The organism is Gottfriedia acidiceleris (assembly GCF_050457485.1).
GTDB lineage: Bacteria > Bacillota > Bacilli > Bacillales > Bacillaceae_G > Gottfriedia > Gottfriedia acidiceleris_D.
Genome location: NZ_JBCMJM010000032.1, coordinates 1 through 19323, shown reverse-complemented (window position 1 = coordinate 19323; position 19323 = coordinate 1). Strand labels below are relative to the sequence as shown.

The 19323-nt window shown below is 32.4% G+C and carries 17 protein-coding genes and 1 other annotated feature; of the genes, 12 read left to right on the top strand and 5 right to left on the bottom strand.

Annotated features, from left to right (window positions below; translation table 11 throughout):
* The coding region (locus ABEY15_RS23605; RefSeq protein WP_429892411.1) for a BclA C-terminal domain-containing protein at positions 1-800 on the top strand (800 nt) is incomplete at its 5' end.
* Between the two features lie 587 nt (positions 801-1387).
* Here the strand turns inward: ABEY15_RS23605 and ABEY15_RS23600 are convergent.
* Entirely contained in the window at positions 1388-2476 is a 1089-nt protein-coding gene (locus tag ABEY15_RS23600; RefSeq protein ID WP_429892410.1) for a glycosyltransferase, read from the bottom strand.
* 439 nt (positions 2477-2915) lie between these two features.
* Positions 2916-3133: a binding site (T-box leader), on the top strand.
* A gap of 52 nt (positions 3134-3185) precedes the next feature.
* Here ABEY15_RS23600 and argS point away from each other — a divergent pair.
* The 3 genes from argS to ABEY15_RS23585 all read left to right on the top strand — a co-directional run bounded on the left by argS (position 3186) and on the right by ABEY15_RS23585 (position 6630).
* Positions 3186-4874, top strand: coding sequence for an arginine--tRNA ligase (gene argS, locus ABEY15_RS23595; protein WP_429892409.1), 1689 nt, complete (start codon positions 3186-3188; stop codon positions 4872-4874).
* A 257-nt stretch (positions 4875-5131) separates the two neighbouring features.
* Positions 5132-5728 (top strand): nitroreductase family protein, encoded by a 597-nt coding sequence (locus ABEY15_RS23590; RefSeq protein WP_429892408.1) that lies wholly within the window; start codon positions 5132-5134, stop codon positions 5726-5728.
* A gap of 164 nt (positions 5729-5892) precedes the next feature.
* Entirely contained in the window at positions 5893-6630 is a 738-nt protein-coding gene (locus ABEY15_RS23585; RefSeq protein WP_429892407.1) for a GDSL-type esterase/lipase family protein, read from the top strand.
* A gap of 63 nt (positions 6631-6693) precedes the next feature.
* On the opposite strand, the gene ABEY15_RS23580 is transcribed toward ABEY15_RS23585, so the two are convergent.
* Entirely contained in the window at positions 6694-8250 is a 1557-nt protein-coding gene (locus ABEY15_RS23580; RefSeq protein ID WP_429892406.1) for an ABC-F family ATP-binding cassette domain-containing protein, read from the bottom strand.
* A gap of 323 nt (positions 8251-8573) precedes the next feature.
* Here ABEY15_RS23580 and ABEY15_RS23575 point away from each other — a divergent pair, with 323 nt between their 5' ends.
* Positions 8574-9188, top strand: a complete 615-nt coding sequence (locus ABEY15_RS23575) for a PH domain-containing protein (RefSeq protein ID WP_429892405.1) — start codon at positions 8574-8576, stop codon at positions 9186-9188.
* A gap of 612 nt (positions 9189-9800) precedes the next feature.
* Here the strand turns inward: ABEY15_RS23575 and ABEY15_RS23570 are convergent.
* Positions 9801-10262 (bottom strand): PH domain-containing protein, encoded by a 462-nt coding sequence (locus tag ABEY15_RS23570; protein WP_429892404.1) that lies wholly within the window; start codon positions 10260-10262, stop codon positions 9801-9803.
* Between the two features lie 15 nt (positions 10263-10277).
* Positions 10278-10718 carry a DinB family protein gene (locus ABEY15_RS23565; RefSeq protein WP_429892403.1) on the bottom strand — a complete coding sequence of 147 codons (441 nt, stop codon included), beginning with the start codon at positions 10716-10718 and terminating at the stop codon, positions 10278-10280.
* A gap of 119 nt (positions 10719-10837) precedes the next feature.
* Between ABEY15_RS23565 and ABEY15_RS23560 the strand changes: the two genes are divergently transcribed.
* Entirely contained in the window at positions 10838-11110 is a 273-nt protein-coding gene (locus ABEY15_RS23560; RefSeq protein WP_098232550.1) for a hypothetical protein, read from the top strand.
* A gap of 138 nt (positions 11111-11248) precedes the next feature.
* Here the strand turns inward: ABEY15_RS23560 and rnhC are convergent, their stop codons facing one another.
* Entirely contained in the window at positions 11249-12181 is a 933-nt protein-coding gene (gene rnhC / locus ABEY15_RS23555; protein WP_429892402.1) for a ribonuclease HIII, read from the bottom strand.
* A gap of 97 nt (positions 12182-12278) precedes the next feature.
* Between rnhC and zapA the strand changes: the two genes are divergently transcribed.
* The 6 genes from zapA (at position 12279) to ABEY15_RS23525 (ending at position 18798) form a co-directional block, all read left to right on the top strand.
* Positions 12279-12569, top strand: a complete 291-nt coding sequence (gene zapA, locus ABEY15_RS23550; RefSeq protein ID WP_056472333.1) for a cell division protein ZapA — start codon at positions 12279-12281, stop codon at positions 12567-12569.
* The gene (locus ABEY15_RS23545) at positions 12562-13092 is read left to right on the top strand and encodes a CvpA family protein (RefSeq protein ID WP_429892401.1); all 531 of its coding nucleotides are present in this window, start codon (positions 12562-12564) and stop codon (positions 13090-13092) included. Before zapA ends, ABEY15_RS23545 begins: the two co-directional genes overlap by 8 nt.
* Positions 13093-13138: 46 nt before the next feature.
* Positions 13139-14863: a DNA polymerase/3'-5' exonuclease PolX gene (polX, locus tag ABEY15_RS23540; protein ID WP_429892400.1), complete on the top strand. Its 1725-nt coding sequence runs from the start codon at positions 13139-13141 to the stop codon at positions 14861-14863.
* A 16-nt stretch (positions 14864-14879) separates the two neighbouring features.
* Entirely contained in the window at positions 14880-17234 is a 2355-nt protein-coding gene (locus ABEY15_RS23535; protein ID WP_429892399.1) for an endonuclease MutS2, read from the top strand.
* Positions 17235-17463: 229 nt separating this feature from the next.
* Positions 17464-18333, top strand: a complete 870-nt coding sequence (locus tag ABEY15_RS23530; protein WP_429892398.1) for an alpha/beta hydrolase fold domain-containing protein — start codon at positions 17464-17466, stop codon at positions 18331-18333.
* A 9-nt stretch (positions 18334-18342) separates the two neighbouring features.
* On the top strand, positions 18343-18798 hold the full coding sequence (locus ABEY15_RS23525; RefSeq protein WP_429892397.1) for a GNAT family N-acetyltransferase: 456 nt from the start codon (positions 18343-18345) through the stop codon (positions 18796-18798).
* The last annotated feature ends 525 nt before the right edge of the window (positions 18799-19323 follow it).

Here is a 19323-nt window from a genome sequence, read left to right as displayed (position 1 = left end):
CGATGGATGAAATGGAAGCTGAAGAACCAGAAATGGAAGTAGTAACGATGGATGAAATAGTAGCTGAAGAACCAGAAATGGAAGCAGCATCGGTGGATGAAATGGAAGCTGAAGAACCAGAAATAGAAATAGCAACGATAGATGAAATGGAAGTTGAAGAACCAGAAATGGAAGCAGCAACGATGGATGAAATGGTAACTGAAGAACCAAAAATGGAAGCAGCATCGGTGGATGAAATGGAAGCTGAAGAACCAGAAGTGGAAGCAGCAACGATGGATGAAATAGTAGCTGAAGAACCAGAAATGGAAGCAGCATCGGTGGATGAAATGGAAGCAGCAACGATGGATGAAATGGAAGTTGAAGAACTAGAAATGGAAGCAGCAACGATGAATGAAATGGAAGCTGAAGAACCAGAAATAGTAACGATGTATGGAATTGTAGTTGAAGAACCAGAAATGGAAGCTACAATTATCGATACTACTTTAAACAATATAATTCCTATAAAACTTCCTTTAAAGCAAAAATTGTCTGGTATAACAGTAAACAATGAAAATAATATTTTTACAATAAATACTGCTGGAACCTATTATGTAACTTATCAATGTCAAATTACTTCTGAAAATCAAAATGCTAACTCTAGCTTAATGAATTTGACAACTAATAGTGAACTATATAACAATGAAATTGTCACATTATCAGCTGGTACTCAGTTACAACTTCAGTTAGAATCACTTGAAGATATAGCTGATTCAATCACTTATACAACAAAATCCACATTAACTATTATTAGATTGGCTTAATTTGAAGAAAAATTTATTATTTAGGTGAAAGATTAACTTAATTGTATAAAAAAACATATGAAACCTATAAAAATTTAGGATTTATATAATAAGTTTCCCTTACTTTATTATGTGATTTAAAGTAAGGGTTTTTTATTAGGGCTGTTTTTGTAACTTTGTTGCTATTTAAAAATGATCTTAGTTGATTTCCACTCCAGGATACTCGCTTTTTAGTAGGGCGTGCGCTGAGTCTACTCGGCTCATTTACGCCTGCTTAGGACTCATCTGTCCCGCTACTCCCACAAGGGTCACGCACCTTCCCCTTCAATCAACTTCTTACTAAAAAGGAGCTAAAATTAACTTCTTAACCCACAATCTATTAGAAAAGAACCTATATAAAGAACTTCATAATTGACTAGATACTGATCCCTTTTACTAATTTAATAAAAGGAAATCAAATAGAATAAAATGAGTAGTACAATATTTCGATCAGGTGCTCTAATCATGAAAATACAAAATTCTATCAATTAGTAATAATAATTATAGATAGTTATAGGAATATACAACTGTCTTTTTACATTGATTCTTTAATTTCATATTTATTAACACTATTTCTTGTTAAAATAAGAACGGAAATATTCTTGATTGTATTTAACCGAAGGGTTATTTGGCGCAAAAGTTGCAGCAAGATCATTATGTTTTTTTGCTGTTAATTGATCGCCAAGTCTGCTATAGGCAAGGCATAGTTGCAAATGGGGTAACCATGTATAACATGCTAGGTTAATGAAAGGGCTCTTTTGCTCAGGAACCTCAACAAATGTAGCTAATTTATACCAGGAGATTGCACGATGATAGTCACTTTCATTAATATAAATATAGCCTAATCGACAACAATTTTCCCCACGTGGACCGTCAAAAGTAAATGATTTCACACAACTCTTAATTGCTTCATCCCACTTGCCTAAATTCATGTAACAATCTGCCATTTTACCGCATGCCTGAATATTATCTTCAGACCAACCTTCCCCTTCTTCTAAAAACTTAGTATACCATTCAATAGCCGTCTCATATTTTTTATGATCTAAGCATTCATTAGCGTAATAATATTGATCCCTTGCGGATAAGGGTTTACCAGATGCAATTGCATTTTCATATATTTTAATATTTCGATCAGTTGCCTCTTTATCTTTTCTGTGTAAGACAGCCGCGTCTGAATGAATAATTTCTCCGTATACTTCTAAAAATTCATGAACAAAGCCGAACCATTTAAAATTTCTTTTGCGATTGACTATTCGATTTCGAACAGAACTAAATGTTGGTTTGCCATCCTCATCAAATGAAAGATGATATTTCATGGCAACTGCATCTACTTTATTCGTTAATGTTTTCTTTAAATTGAGAATTTTATTTGCATTCTCTTCTGTAATGATATCATCCGCGTCAAGCCACATAATAAAATCCTTTGTTGCCTTTGAAAAAGCAAAATTTCTAGCAGCTGAAAAATCATTTATCCAATTAAAATCATAAACTTTATTTGTAAATTTCTGTGCTATTTGTTTTGTTTGATCTGTTGAACCTGTATCAACAATGATTATTTCATCTACAAAGGAAGAAATGGATGTTAAGCATCTTTCAAGTACGTTTTCTTCATTTTTAACAATCATACAAAGACTTAAAGTGACTGAATTTCTTTTCATTAAATACACCTCAAGTTTATGTTATTAAGGTTGTCAAAAAAAGGTGTCATTCAAATGGCTAAAAATGAATATTCGTAACAACCTATTTAGATTGGAATTTGGATTCGGTTCAATTAGTAAATGAAATGTCTGACTTACCAAAGGTTCCACTCAGAAAGGTACTTGAACATTACGAAACACTTGAAGGAACGGACTATGTTTAAATGACAGAAGAAAAGGGTATGTTATTAAGCAAAAAGAAGGATTAAATGATCGACTAATCATATGTATAATTGAGGAAGTTGAGAAGGAAGTAGGACCTTACCACTTGGCTTTAATTGTTGTTTTAATTACTTACATTGTTGAAGTAATAAAAAAATATGCTCATTAAATTAAAAAAAATTAAAAATCCAATCTTGTTTTATTTTTTTGAATATGATTTAATACCTAAAAGAATATTAAAAATTTTATGATAAAGAGAGTAATCTTACAATCGTTTTTTAGCGAGTTAGGGGTGGTGGGAGCCTAATAGAACGAATAAGATGAAACGCACTTTGGAAAAGTGGGTCTGAATGGATAGTAGGATTCACCGGGGGATGACCTCGTTAACAAATTTAAGTTGGTTCAATCATTTGAACAATTAGAGTGGTACCGCGGATGTTTTACCCCGTCTCTTTTTTAGAGGCGGGGTTTTTGATTTTTATTTAGATTAAAAGGGGAATGAGAACAGATGAATTATGAACTAATGTATAGTGAAGAGTTAGAAAAAGCATTAAACGGAAAGCTTGGTGTAGCAGAAATTAATGCACTTATTGAAAAGCCACATTATGCTGACCAAGGTGACCTAGCATTTCCTTGTTTCCAATTAGCAAAAGCATTAAAAAAATCACCAGTAATGATTGCAAAAGAAATTGCACCACAGATCAACCATGATTTAATTGAAAAAGTAGAAGCGAACGGCCCGTATGTAAATTGCTTTTTGAATAAAAAGCTAGTAAGTAAGCAAGTAATTGAATTAGTTCTTGGTCAAGGGAAGGAATATGGAAATCAAGTAATCGGAGAAGAAAAAACCGTTGCGATCGATTGTTCCTCTCCAAATATTGCAAAGCCATTTTCAATGGGTCACTTGCGTTCAACGATGATTGGAAATTCAATTGCTAAAATAGCTGAAAAAAATGGGTATAAATCAATCAAAATTAATCACCTTGGAGACTGGGGAACACAGTTTGGGAAATTAATTGTTGCTTATAAACTTTGGGGTAATCAAGACGCAGTAAAAGAAAATCCAATCAAAGAACTTTTAAAATTATATGTTAAATTTCATGAAGAAGTTGAAAAAGAGCCGCAACTTGAGGAAGAAGCTAGAAGTTGGTTTAAGCAATTAGAGGAAAAAAATGAAGAAGCTTTACATTTATGGAAGTGGTTCCGTGATGAGTCTCTTAAAGAATTCATGTTAGTTTATGATTTATTAGGTGTTAACTTTGATAGCTTTAACGGAGAAGCATTTTACAATGATAAAATGGACCGAGTTATTGAACTTCTAGAGCAAAAAAACCTTTTAGTGAAATCTGAGGGTGCTGATGTTGTTGAATTAACCGAAAAGGAATTACCACCATGCTTAATTAGAAAATCTGATGGAGCTACGCTGTATGCTACAAGAGATCTAGCTGCTGCACTTTATCGTAAAGAAACATACGATTTTGATAAAGCAGTGTATGTTGTAGGTGGAGAACAAGCATTGCATTTTGATCAAGTATTTACAGTTTTGAAGAAAATGGGTTATGAATGGGCGAATGAAATGGTACATGTTCCATTCGGTTTAATCCTACAAAACGGTAAAAAAATGTCAACGCGAAAAGGGAAAATTGTTCTTTTAGAAGAAGTAATTGAGGAAGCGATTAGCTTAGCTAGTCAAAATATTGCAGAAAAAAATCCTACACTAAAAAATAAAGAAGAAGTCGCAAAAATGGTTGGAGTCGGTGCAATTATTTTCCAAGATTTAAAAAATGATCGTATGAATAACATCGAATTTTCATTAGATCAGATGCTAAAATTTGAAGGTGAAACAGGGCCATATGTACAATACTCAATAGCGAGAACAAATTCAATTTTAGATAAAGCTGCATCACAGGATTTAAATAAACAAGATGGACTGGATGATTCATATAGTTGGGATATTATAAAACATATACTTGAGTTCCCTAATAAAGTTACACGTAGTTTTGAACAATTTGAACCATCTGTCATTGCAAAATATACAATAGATTTGGCACAAAGCTTCAATAAATATTATGGAAATACTCATATTTTAACAAATGATGACCAATTAGAGAGTAGATTAGCATTAATTAAAGTTGTTTCCATTGTGTTAGAAGAAGGACTAAGATTATTAGGAATTCGTGCTCCAAAAGAAATGTAAAGTAACAGGTATTGAAGAATTTTTTATCTTCAATACCTGTTTTCTTTTTGATTTGATTATAGAACTCAAAACACAGTCTTTCTAATTTTTAGTACATATAAATAGTTATGTAAGGATTTCGATTAATAATATACCCAGATCAAAAAGGATTAACGTAGTCTAAGAAAACAATTAAAATTAAAAAGTTTTATTGAAAATGATTATCATTTACATTTATAATAAATTTAAGATATTTAGAGAATAAGGGGAAACGTTCAATGTCGATATTAAATTTTATTAAAAATAGAAGAACGATTAGAGATACAAAAAAGGATCCAATTAATATGGAAGATTTAATGGAGCTACTTGAAGCAGCATCTTATGCTCCTTTCCACAGCAAAGAAGAGCCTTGGCAATTCATTATGGTTTCAGAAGAAAAAGAAAAAGAATATTATGCATCAAAAATTGTAGATAGCTACGAAAGAATGGAATTAACTGAAACATATACAGTTGAGAAAATTAAAAAATCAACGGAATTCTTTAAAACATATATCATCGACACACCTATGCATTTAATTATTACGGCAGACCACTCAGAAAATGAAAAGAAAAATTTAGAAGCGATTGGAGCAACCTGTGCATTTGTTCAAAATTTACAATTAGCAGCTTGGGAAAAAAATATTGGAATGGTATGGAGAACAAATCCTTATATTTTTGATAAACAATTTTACAAAGAGATGGGTATTCCTGAGAATCGAAAAATTTTAGGAGCTCTTCATATCGGTTATATCAATTCAATGCCAAAAGGAACAAAGAAAAGAAAACATCCAAGTGAATGGACTTCAAAGCTTAGTCAAAATATTACACTTTCTTAAACAAATAATATGACATGTAGAGTGATGTATAAATTAAATGCATTACTCTTTTTTTTAATTACCTAATATTTACCAAAAATTTAGTTGCTTAATTCGACAGATTTTGTAAATTTTTTTAATTATAATCCATTTTGAAAGGCATTATATTAGGGAGGAATTTAATAATGAAAAAATTATTAACAACAATTTCTGCTTTAACTTTAGCAAGTACTATGTTTTCAACCGCTGCTATGGCACAGAGTGAAAATGCAAAGAAATCACTTGTAGCTTTAGGAGATTCGATTACGTTTGGTTACAATTTAGGTGTAAATAACGATCATCCTTCTAAGGTTGCTTTTCCATATATTATTGGACAAGATGCTAATCTAAGAGTTCGTGACTTAGGTGTTCCAGGCTGGAGAACTGATCAATTGTTGTTCTCAATCAAGAATGATGATACATATCGTGATGCAGTTAGACATGCTGATTATGTAACTTTAGATATTGGAAACAACGACCTTCTTCAAGCTCTTAAAGCGAGTAATGGAGATTCGACTAAACTACAGCAATCAGTTGGTGCAATGCTACCTGTGTTATTAAAGAATTTATCGGATACTATTTTAGAAATTAGATCTCTTACTGATGCACCGATTGTTGTATATAACATATATAATCCTTTCCAAACTACAGATCCTATGTATGGACAAGGAAATTTCCTATTGAGTAACATTATTAACAAAAATATTTACAATTCAGTGAATGCTCTCAAATCAATTGGAATTTCTAACATCGTTATAGCAGACGCTTTTTCAACTTTCTATAATCAGCAAAGTACATATGTTAGACAGAATGATATTCACCCTACAATTGAAGGGCAAAAAAAGTTAGCTGAAATTGGGGAAGCAGCATTAAATTTAGATTGATAATGTAAAAAAAGAGAGTGTTCAAAAAGGATTTCTTTTTGACACTCTCTTTTAAATATCATCTTAAAACACTTTAGTAGTCCAGTTTTCGCCATTCCATACATCTGTAACTAATCCTTGGTAGAATTCGGGTTCGTGACAGATAATTAAAAGACTTCCTTTGTACTCTTTTAGTGCGCGTTTTAGTTCTTCTTTAGCATCTACATCTAAATGGTTTGTAGGCTCATCGAGTACAAGTAAGTTTGTTTCTTGATTAATTAACTTACATAAACGAACTTTCGCCTTTTCTCCACCACTTAAAACTGCAACTTTACTCTCAATATGCTTAGTCGTTAAACCACATTTTGCAAGTGCAGAACGAACTTCATATTGTGTAAATGATGGGAATCCATCCCAAACTTCATCGATACATGTTTTATTATTATCACTTTTTACTTCTTGTTCGAAGTATCCAATGTGAAGGAATTCACCGCGCTCAACTTCACCAGAAATTGGTCTAATATCACCAAGTAAACTACGCATTAACGTCGTTTTACCGATACCGTTCGCACCAACTAAAGCAATTTTCTGTCCACGTTCCATACGTAGATTTAACGGTTTAGATAGAGGATCATCGTAACCAATCACTAAATCTTTTGCTTCAAATATTAATTTACCTGAAGTACGAGCTGGTTTGAAGTTGAATTCTGGTTTTGGCTTTTCACGTGCAAGCTCAATTACATCCATTTTATCAAGTTTCTTTTGGCGAGACATTGCCATATTACGAGTAGAAACACGAGCTTTATTACGAGCAACGAAATCTTTTAGTTCAGAGATTTCTTGTTGTTGACGTTTATAGGCTGATTCTAATTGTGATTTTTTCATTTCATGAATTCCTTTGAAATTATCATAATCACCAACATAACGATTTAATTCTTGGTTTTCCATATGATAAATCAAGTTAATAACACTATTTAAAAACGGAATATCATGTGAAATTAAAATAAATGCATTTTCATACTCTTGTAAATAGCGCTTTAACCATTCAATATGTTGCTCATCTAAATAGTTAGTAGGCTCATCGAGTAATAAGATATCAGGTTTTTCTAAAAGAAGTTTTGATAAAAGAACCTTTGAACGTTGACCACCAGAAAGTTCTGTTACATCACGATCAAGTCCGATATCTTCTAAACCTAAACCACGACCAATTTCTTCAACCTTAGCATCAATAATATAGAAATCATTATTTGTTAAAGTATCTTGAAGAACACCTACATCTTCAAGCATTTTCTCCATTTCTTCCGGAGTTGCTTCAGCCATTTTTACATATAAATCATTAATTTCATTTTCCATATCAAACATATATTGGAAAGCACTTTTTAATACGTCACGAATTGTCATACCTGGTTGTAATACAGCATGCTGATCTAAATAACCTACACGTACTTTTTTAGACCATTCAACCTTACCTTCATCAGGCTGTAATTTTCCAGTAACGATATTCATGAAAGTGGATTTACCTTCACCATTTGCACCAATAAGACCGATATGTTCACCTTTTAATAGACGGAATGATACATCATTAAAAATTGCACGATCACCGAATCCATGGCTTAAGTTTTTTACAGTTAAAATACTCATTGATCGACACCTTTTCTTTATTTTTCATATAATAATGTTCTTTTTGAAAGAACGTAATTTAAACAGTCACCATCTAATTATAGTCTGCAACTGGGTATGTGTTCAACAGTAAATTAAGTTATAACTTAAGGGGGCGGGTTAGAACTGAAATAAAAATAGGGGGCTTTATAAAAAAAGGAAAAAAAATCCATATACCCCTACTATTCCTATCCCCATATTTTTGTATTTAATGTATAATTCAGAAGTGTAATAGTCAAAAAGTGGGTTTAAAAGGCGTTTAAATATAGAATTAGCCATACCTACTATTCAGAGGAGGAAGTTTAATGTTTGGTAAAGTTGCTGCAGATATGCTTGGTTTAAGTGATGTAGGTAGTGTTATTGAACCGAAAAATTATGACAAAGTTGATTCTGACGATTATGTAATGCATGAAGATAATGAAAAAATTTATTTTTTAATTAAATCAAAATCAGATGAGTACTGCTTTACGAATAAAGCTTTAATTCATTTAGACGGTACAAGTGCAATAAGTAAGAAGCGTACACTTTATCGTTATAATTATCACACACATAAAATCACACATGTTTTACTTGAAACAGCTGGTACAATTGATTTAGATGTTGAAATTAAGTTCAACATTGGTGGTAGAGAGTTTTCGATTGATGTTCATAAAAAACATATTGAACAAGTTAAGGATTTGTATAAAGCTTTACTAATGATTGCTGAAATTAGTCATGAAAACGAAAAAGCACTAGGATATGCGAAAGAAAGCATCGAAATTGCTTCTACAACATTAGGCCGCGTAACTTCAAACGAAAATAATCTAGTGAACAGTTTTAAAGAAATTAATGAAGCTGCTTTTGAATGGTTAATGAAGTCTAGAGAGCAATATAAAGTTAAAGATTTCGGATCGGTATTTGAGAAGTATATTAATAATTAATTATGTAGAGAGGTCTCGTAAGTCAAAGTGCTTATGAGACTTTTTTTGTGCCGGTGAACCTCTTAGATTAGATAAATACGAATAAAGGGATATAAGTAAAAAAGTAAGCAGATGAAATTATAGTAACTCATAAGGGGTTATGAATAAGTGAAGAAGCGGAAAGATGGAATATAGTACCTCATAAAGGATTCATGAGGAAGTAAAAAAGCAAAAGTATGGAGTATAGTACCTGATAAAGGGTTCATGAGGAAGTAAAAAAGCAAAAGTATGGAATATAGTACCTCATAAAGGGTTCATGAGGAAGTAAAAAAGCAAAAGTATGGAATATAGTACCTTATAAAGGGTTCATGAGGAAGTAAAAAAGCAAAAGTATGGAATATAGTACCTTATAAAGGGTTCATGAGGTAGTTAAAAAGCAAAAAGCTGGAATATAGTACCTCATAAAGGGTTCATGAGGAAGTAAAAAAGCAAAAAGCTGGAATATAGTACCTTATAAAGGGTTCATGAGTGAAATCTCCAACTATTTTGTAGAAAATCAGATTACCAAATCAAGAATAAACACAGAAAACTCGCAAGGAACATAATACCTTGAGAGTTTTCTGTGGAAGGATTTTAAATCTTGATTAAAACTTCTGCTTTTTGACGATTTACAATTGTAGCATTTGGGCAGCGTTTTTTTATTTCTTGTAAAAAAAATTCTTCGTCCTTAGGAAGTGAAAGTAAGGCAAATCCGTACTTTTTGTATTCGATTTTTAAACGTTTGAAGGTCCATGCAGGTGATGAAACTGGATTATTTGAGAAATTAACTGTTCTGATTTCACTAAATGGAATGTTAATTGTTATAAATCCAAATTTTGATTTGAATTCAGTTTCGGTTAATTCATGGTATGTGTTGAATAATGCCCAAACAAGAACAATCAATATTGGTAATAGAAAGACAAAGACTACTAAACTTATGATGATTCCTGTGCTATCAGCTTCAATAAAGCTGATGATGGGAACTGAAGTAATGATGGGAATTAAGCTCAGAATTAGGACGACAAATAGTGGATTTTTCTTCACTTTAAATTTCATGGCGATACCTTGATCCTATCCTAAAATTTGATTTAAGTGGTGCTTCATATGGTCAATGTAGTCAGTAAATAACCAACTAAGTGTAACAGATTCTTCGTTTTGACTAATATATTGTAGTTTCCATTGTTCTTCTGATATGTTTGAGAGCACATTCATAAAACGTGAATTTAAGGCAGTCCATAACGTAAGAATTTCTTCAATTGTATAGCTATTTTGATAATCATTTAACTCTACCCATGAGTTTTGTTTATAAAGCTCCAAAACTAGTTCATCATTAGAGGACAATCTATCTATAAATCTTTTATGATTCATAGTTGCAGAATCGCAAAGATGTCCAAGGATTTCTTTTTTAGACCATTTTGTAGGACTTGGTTTATAATCTGAATTCGATAAGGCTCTGATGATTTTTGGAACGGATTGGATTAGACTACTAAATTCGTTTATTAAATTATTCATCTAAATATTCCTCCTTCGTTTCTACATGTTATGAATATGTTTAAACATTTTTCTTTATGAGTCTTTAGACAAGCCATAGGTGAATAGGTTATTAGTAGGACAATCTTGGAGGTGGCTTGATGTTAATCTTTTTACTTTATGTCGGATTGTTAATTGGAGTGTTAGCAGTTTATAAAGATGCCATTAAGCGGGATGTTAGTAATCTTGGGTTTCAAATGATCGGTTATTATGTACTAGCTTCTTTACCATTTAGGTTATTTTGGTTACCGATCCCTTTTGGATTTCTGATTTGTTTATTTTTATTATCTAAACCGATGCTTCGATATAAAAAACAAAAACAAGTTGCTAGCCTATTAGGTTTCATAATATTTATAGTAGATGCTGTATTCTAAATGAATGTTTAGAATACAGCTTTTTTGATGTTTTCATAACATTTAAGCATAGCTTTTTTGTGGGAAGCTAGATAGCGGCAACTTCCGTAACGCCTTTAGAGTCCTTCAACTTATCTTTTAGAATGCATTTTAGTAATATCACTTTTTAGCAATCTTTAATGCTTTTTCGGTATTAGCAAAATGTAATTTCGTTATACTTCGTAAAGCTTCAAAACCTTTTAATTTAATTAGTTTTGCAGCGGCTTGATCAACTTTGGCTCCAGCACCTTTTGGTAAGGTCATGCCAGCTTTTTCACTTAATTGATCCATTTGTTGTAGGAAAGCATAACGGGCTAAGATAGAAGAAACTGCAACTGAGAGATGCAAACCTTCTGCTTTTGTAGCGAATTGAACTTTATCACGAATAACTTCTTTTGTTCCTTTTAAATATCCGTAGTACAGATTTGGAGGAGTAAATTGATCAATTAAAATTGCATCATATTTTTTATCTTCCAATTTTGAAATAGTATTTCGAATTGCTTGATTATGTAAAAGAGCCTTTAGTTTATTCATATTATAGCCTTTTTCTTGCATAGCATTGTATTTCTCATTGTTTAGTACTAAGAGGCTGTAAGTTACTACATGAACAATTTTTTTTGCTATGCTGCATATGGCATCGTCAGTTAGTTCTTTGGAATCTTTTACGCCTAATTCTTTTAATAATTCGAATTGGCTTGGTTCTACAAAAGAAGCTACTACAGTCATCGGTCCAAAGTAGTCGCCTGTACCAACTTCATCACTACCTATTACTGCAAGACTTGAGAAGTTTTTTGGTAAAGTTGAATTCGTATTTGTAGGGTTTACCTTTTTAGTCGTTTGGCTAGCCGATTTACCTTGCCATTTACTTACTTCAGCATCACAATTTGAGCCTTGAAACATTACTTTACCAGATTTATATGCAGTGATTGTACAGCCACTTGGTTTGGCCATAAATACTCCACCTTGTGGTACTTTTGATTGAAGACTACTTTGGTAGTGTGCTTTCATCTTCAAGAGAGTATCCTCAGAAACTGTTAATACAGTGTTTGACATAAATTTCTCCTTTATAAATGGATATTTTCCAATACTTTTGATTGTATTGAATTTCATGTTATAGTTAAGGTTAGAATGTTTATAGCTGAATGGAGGTATGAAGTTGTCCAATTCTTCATCGAAACAAAAACTAAATGTAACTATTTATGGGCAACATTATGCAATTACTGGTGACGAGTCAACAGATCATATTCGCCATGTTGCCTCAATTGTAGATGATAAAATGAAAGAAATAAATAAAAAGAATCCATTATTAGATACTAATAAATTAGCTGTATTGACAGCAATAAATATTGTAAGTGATTATGTAAAATTAAAAGAAAGAGCTGAAATGCTCGAAAAATTATTAGAAAAACAAACGAAAAGTGAGCAGAAAGAAAATGATTGATTTAATTATACTTATTATTTTTATTTTAGGAATTTTGACAGGTTGGAGAAGAGGATTTATTAGCAGCCTTGTACGATTACTAGGTTTTTTACTTTCCATATACCTAGCTTATCATTATTATGAGCAGACCGCTACTTCACTTAAAAAAATATTTCCAATTCATATAAGCGGTGGTCAAGTCGTAAACGCAGATCAGTTTGTATATGAAATTATAGCATTTGCTTTACTATTTATTGGGACAAGGCTAGTAATTTCATTTATTGGTTCGTTATTAAATGGAGTGTTCCAATTACCTGTTTTAAAGCAGATGAACTCCTTCTTAGGTGGTATTTTTGGTTTTATAGAGGTTTATTTATTTGCAGTTTTGGCGCTTTTTATCGCTTTAATCATACCAATAGATACGCTTCATGTTTTATTACTTAAATCAAATATTGCTCATTTTATGGTTCAAAATACACCATTTATATCAAATCAATTAATAGAATTATGGAACAACGGATTACATAGTTCAGAAATTCTTTAATAAGTTTAAGTGAAAAACAATTTCTATGTTAAGTAGGTGACTTAAAATGCACAAAAAAGAGTTAATTAAACTGTTAGAACAAATTGCTACTTATTTAGAACTAAAAGGTGAGAATGCATTTAAAATATCAGCATTTCGTAAAGCGGCAAATGCATTAGAAACTGATGAAAGAAGTCTTGAGCAAATTGACGACTTTACTGCAATAAAAGGAATCGGAAAAGGGACTTCTGCAGTAATTTTAGAATATATCGAAACTGGTAAAAGTACGGTATTGGAAGAACTACAAGAGTCATTGCCTAAAACTTTACTTCCTTTACTCAGACTACCAGGATTAGGTGGGAAAAAAGTAGCTAAGCTTTATCAATCATTACAAATTGAGAGCATGGAGCAGTTAAAAGAAGCATGCTTAAATGGTAAGCTGCAAGGGTTAGCTGGATTCGGTAAAAAGACAGAGAAAAATATTTTAGAATCAATCGAGGAGTTTGGTAAGCAGCCTGAACGCTTGCCACTAGCAGATGTATTACCGATTGCTGATAAAATTGAAGCTTATTTAGCAGAAATGAAGGATGTTGAAAAGTATTCAAGAGCAGGAAGCTTACGAAGAGTACGTGAAACAGTTAAAGATTTAGACTTCATTGTTGCATCAAATAAACCGGAAAGCATTAAGGAGCAATTACTTTCGATGCCGGAAATCGTTCGAATCATTGCACAAGGGGATACAAAAGTTTCTCTTGTTTTAAAAGGTGTTGAATATGAGATTTCAGTTGACTTCCGAATTATTCAACCTAAGGAGTTTGCTACAACGCTGCATCATTTTACTGGTTCTAAGGATCATAATGTAGCTATGCGTCAATTGGCTAAAGAACGTGATGAAAAAATTAGTGAGTACGGTGTTGAGAACGTTAATACTGGAGAAGTTTTAACATTTGAAAATGAAGAAGATTTTTATGCTCACTTTAATTTACCTTGTTTTCCACCTGAAATTCGAGAAGATGGAAAAGAAGTTTCAACTTTTACAAACGATTACACATTAATTCGTTTAGAAGATATGAAATCTGATTTACATATGCACTCTACTTGGAGTGATGGTGGCTATTCAATCGAAGAAATGGCAGATGCATGTCGTGCTAAGGGGTATAAATATATTGTCATCACAGACCATTCACAATATTTAAAGGTTGCGAACGGTTTAACTCCTGAGCGCTTATGGAAACAAAAAGAAGAAATTCAACGTGTTAATGAAAAATACACTGATTTTACAATTCTACATGGGGTAGAAATGGATATTTTACCTGATGGATCGCTAGATTATGAAGATGATGTTTTACGTTCACTTGATTTTGTTATTGCATCAATTCATTCTAGCTTTAGTCAAGATGAAGAGACAATCATGATGCGTTTAAAAAATGCAATGAGAAATCCCTATGTTAGCATGATTGGGCATCCAACTGGGCGCAAAATTGGCAGAAGAGCTGGGTACAAAGTAAATGCTGAAGAATTAATTTCTGTAGCAAAAGAAACAGGTACAATTTTAGAATTAAATGCAAATCCAAATCGATTAGATTTAAATAAAGAAATGTTAATGATGGCACAGGAAGCTGGTGTGATGCTATCAATTAATACTGATGCACATAACATTGATATGCTAGATCATATGACTGTTGGGGTTAGTGCGGCCAAAAAGGCTTGGTTAAAAAGAGAAAATATTGTAAATACATTTGAATTACACGAACTTTTAAGTTTGATTGAAAGGAAACGTAATCGAGTGTAAGGAGGTTACGGGGCATATGAAACGTACGTTAAGAGTTTTAGAGTACGATAAAATAAAAGAACAATTACTTAAACACGCTTCATCTTCACTAGGTAAGGAACGTATAAAAAACCTTTTACCAAGTACTAGTTATGATGAAGTTGTAGAACTACATGAATCAACCGATGAAGCTGTGAAAGTTATTCGTCTGCGAGGAAATGTACCTCTTGGTGGATTATCAGATATTAGAATGCAAGTAAAAAGGGCAGATATTGGTGGAATGCTATCTCCTTCTGAGCTAATTGCGATTTCGGGTGTTACATATGCCGGGCGTCAAATGATTCGATTTATTGAGGGCTTAATTGAGAGTGAAGTAGAAATTCCATATTTAGAATCATTAAGTGAGCAAATCATTCCTTTACTAGAATTAGATAAAAATATAAAGGCTGCTATTGGTGATAATGGAGAAGTTTTAGATGACGCTAGTGTGACACTTCGAACGATTCGTGGACAAGTTCGAACAGCTGAAGCTCGAATTCGAGAAAAATTAGAGAGTCTAACTAGAGGTACAAATGCACAAAAAATGTTATCAGATTCAATCGTAACGATTCGTAATGATCGTTTCGTTATTCCAGTAAAACAAGAATATCGACATGTTTATGGTGGTATTGTTCATGATCAATCTTCTTCTGGTCAAACATTATTTATTGAGCCACAAGCTGTCGTTACATTAAACAATAGTTTACAAGAAGCTAAAGTTAAAGAAGAGCAAGAAATTGAGAAAATTTTAATGGCATTAACAGGCCAAGTAGCTGAGGCTTCAGCGGATTTATTGCAAAATGTTGAAATTTTAGCTGAAATGGATTTCTTATTTGCAAAAGCTAACTATTCGCATTCAATTAAGGCAAGTAAACCAATTTTAAATAACGATCGATATTTTAAATTGAAAAAAGCACGTCATCCTCTAATTCCAAGGGATATAGTAGTAGCTAATGATATTGAATTAGGTAAAGATTTTACTACGATTGTCATTACTGGTCCAAATACGGGTGGTAAGACGGTTACTTTAAAAACGATTGGTATTTGTGTTTTAATGGCACAGTCTGGTCTACAAATTCCTGCACTAGACGGTTCAGAAATCTGTGTGTTCGAGCAAATTTTCGCCGATATTGGTGATGAACAATCAATCGAACAGAGCTTAAGTACATTCTCTTCTCATATGGTGAATATTGTAGATATTTTAAAACATGTGAATCATAGTAGTCTTGTATTATTTGATGAATTAGGAGCTGGAACTGACCCTCAGGAAGGTGCGGCTTTAGCAATCTCAATTTTAGATGAGGTAAGTGAATACGGTGCAAGAATAGTAGCGACAACGCATTATCCTGAATTAAAAGCATATAGTTACAATCGAGAACACGTTATGAATGCTAGTGTTGAATTTGATGTAGAAACATTAAGTCCGACTTATCGACTATTAATTGGTGTTCCAGGTAGAAGTAATGCATTTGAGATTTCTAGAAGACTTGGACTTTCAAATCGTGTAATTGAAAAAGCAAGAAATCATGTAAGTGAAGAAAGTAATGAAGTTGAAAATATGATTGCATCTTTAGAAACGAGTAGAAAAGGTGCAGAAACAGAATGGAAAGAAGCAGAAGATTTCCGTAAAGAATCAGAGCGTGTTTTCAAAGACTTACAAAAGCAAATGATGGAATTTTATGAGCACCGTGATGAATTATACCGTGGAGCACAGGAAGAAGCGAAAAAGCGTGTCAGAGTAGCACAACAAGAAGCTGAGGAAATTATTAAAGAACTAAGAGATTTAAAGAATAGCCAATTAGCTTCTATTAAAGATCATGAATTAATTGAGGCAAGAACTCGTTTGGAAGGGGCAATTCCATATGCTCCAAAGAAAACAATTCCTCAGGCCGCTCCGAAGAAACAAAGAAAGCTTCGTGAAGGTGATGAAGTAAAAGTAATTAGCTTTAACCAAAAAGGGACAATACTTGATCAAGTTAGTGAAGGGGAATGGCAAGTTCAGCTCGGTATTATTAAGATGAAAGTTAAGGAAAAAGATATCGAATATATTAGTTCTCCTAAAGAAGTAAAAGAACGAACTGTCACCTCTGTAAAAGGTAAGGATTTTCATGTTAATCTTGAGCTAGATCTAAGAGGTGAAAGATATGAAGATGCGCTAATTCGTGTTGAAAAATATATCGATGATGCATTATTAGCCGGTTATCCAAGAATTAATATTATTCATGGAAAAGGAACTGGCGCATTGAGACAAGGGGTACAAGAATACTTAAAAAAACACAGATCAGTTGAATCATATCGATATGGAGCAGCCTCCGAGGGCGGAATAGGTGTTACTGTTGTCGATTTAAAATAAGGTAATAGGGGTTCTAAGATGGAAAAGTTGGCAAAAATATTATTTGCGGTTTGTGCAGTTTTTTTAATTTGGGGAATTTTGTATGTAACAGTTATTAAATAAAGTAATTGAGACTAGCATCATTAGTGTATTTCTATTAATTTATGTGGACGTTCAAAATCTTACATAAAAATGAACTTAGAAAACATAACCTGAGTTAGTCTCTTTTTTTATAGAAAGGTGAATTGGCTTGAAGAAAATCATTTTAGCATTAGTCATCTTTGTTATTGTCTTTGTTGGATTTAATGGTTTTCAACATAAACACCAAAAGAAGATAAATGATGTAAGTAAAGATATTATTGTGCAAAGAGATGTGCGTTACACAAATCCTGCCCAAGTTCCACAAACCTTTGATATATACCGATCTAAAAATTCACATGGTCCATCACCAACGTTGATATTTGTTCATGGCGGTTCTTGGAGATATGGAAGTAAAGCGTTAAATAAACGTTGGAGTACGATTTTTAATGAAATAGTAAAAGGTGGATATACAGCAATAAGTATAGACTACACACTTTATTCAAAAGAAAATTATTCATATAACTTTCCAGTTCGTGACGTGAAAACAGCAATCGACTTTATTTACACAAATTCAACTGAATTAGGAATTGATCGAAATCAAATTGGGATAGCTGGTGCTTCTGCTGGTGGACACTTAGCCTTATTAACTGGCCTTCAGCCCGATATACAAAACAAAATAAAATATATTATTGCTTGGTATCCAATTTCAGACTTAACGACCATGAATCAATCTCCTTCTTCAAGAAGTTCAGAAATCGTAGATAAATATATGAATAGTACTGTTGATCAAATGACAGATGAGTATAATCGAATGAGTCCTATTCAATATGTAGAAAAGACAAAAGTCCCAATCTTTATCGTACATGGCACAGGAGATAAACTAGTTCCGTTCAGTCAATCTAAGAGATTTGCTAAAAAAAATCCAAAAATGGTTACGTTAATTGCAATTAAAAATGGAAACCATGGATTTACAAATCTTTCGGTACAAAAATCTACCAATGATACGATAAATTATTTAAAGGCAAGATTAAAAAAATAAGGAGTATCAATGAATCATATTAATAAAATTCAATTTCTAACGAAAGAGCATTGGAATCTATTGTTACTAGCTGACCCATCAAAAGAAATGCTAGATAAATATATTCAAAAGAGTAATATTTATGAATTACTAGACCAAAATTTACTCGTAGGTGTATTAGTATTAATGGAGAATTCAAGTGAAGAGGTTGAAATTAAAAATATTGCAGTTGATCCGACCTACCAAGGACAAGGATTTGGAAAAAATTTAATCCACTATGGAATAAATGAATCTAAAAAACTTGGTTATTCTAAAATTTCAATCTGTACAGGAAACTCAAGTACATACCAATTAGTATTATATAAAAATTGCGGATTTCAGATTAGTACTGTTTTTCACAATTTCTTTATTGATAATTATGATGAAGAAATTTGGGAAAATGGTATCCAGTGTAAGGATTTAATCAAGCTAGAACAAAAACTATAGTATAAACATGATTATCAGACTGATTGCAAGCGCTTGTCTTTCGAGGCGCGAAGCCTAGTGAGGAGCGGAGAGTTACCCTTACGTGGTAATGAGCACCGCAGACAGGCGAAGCAACGAAGAAAGCGAGCGCTTGTCAACAGTCTGAAGTTACCTAGGAAGCCTTAAGTAGCTTTTTTCAGAGTGTTATATAAAACGGTCTATAGAGAAAACAATGTTAAGGAACATTATTGATGTTAAAATTCATTTTTTGATGATCTATTAATGATTTTAAATGTTAATGTGTTTCAAGAATTTTAATATACCAACGAATTATAGTAATTGTTCTTTTCAGAAGTTAAAAATATTAAGAAAAAATTTTAGAAGTTAAAAATGATTAGTATAGTTGATGTTCGATCTTAATTGACATACAAACTGAATATTAGTCTATTATTTTACGCTAAGTAAAGGTTATTAAATTAGCTTTTTATCGTTAACTTTTTTTTGATGAAAGGTTGATTGGAACGAAAGGGTGCTCGACTCCTATGG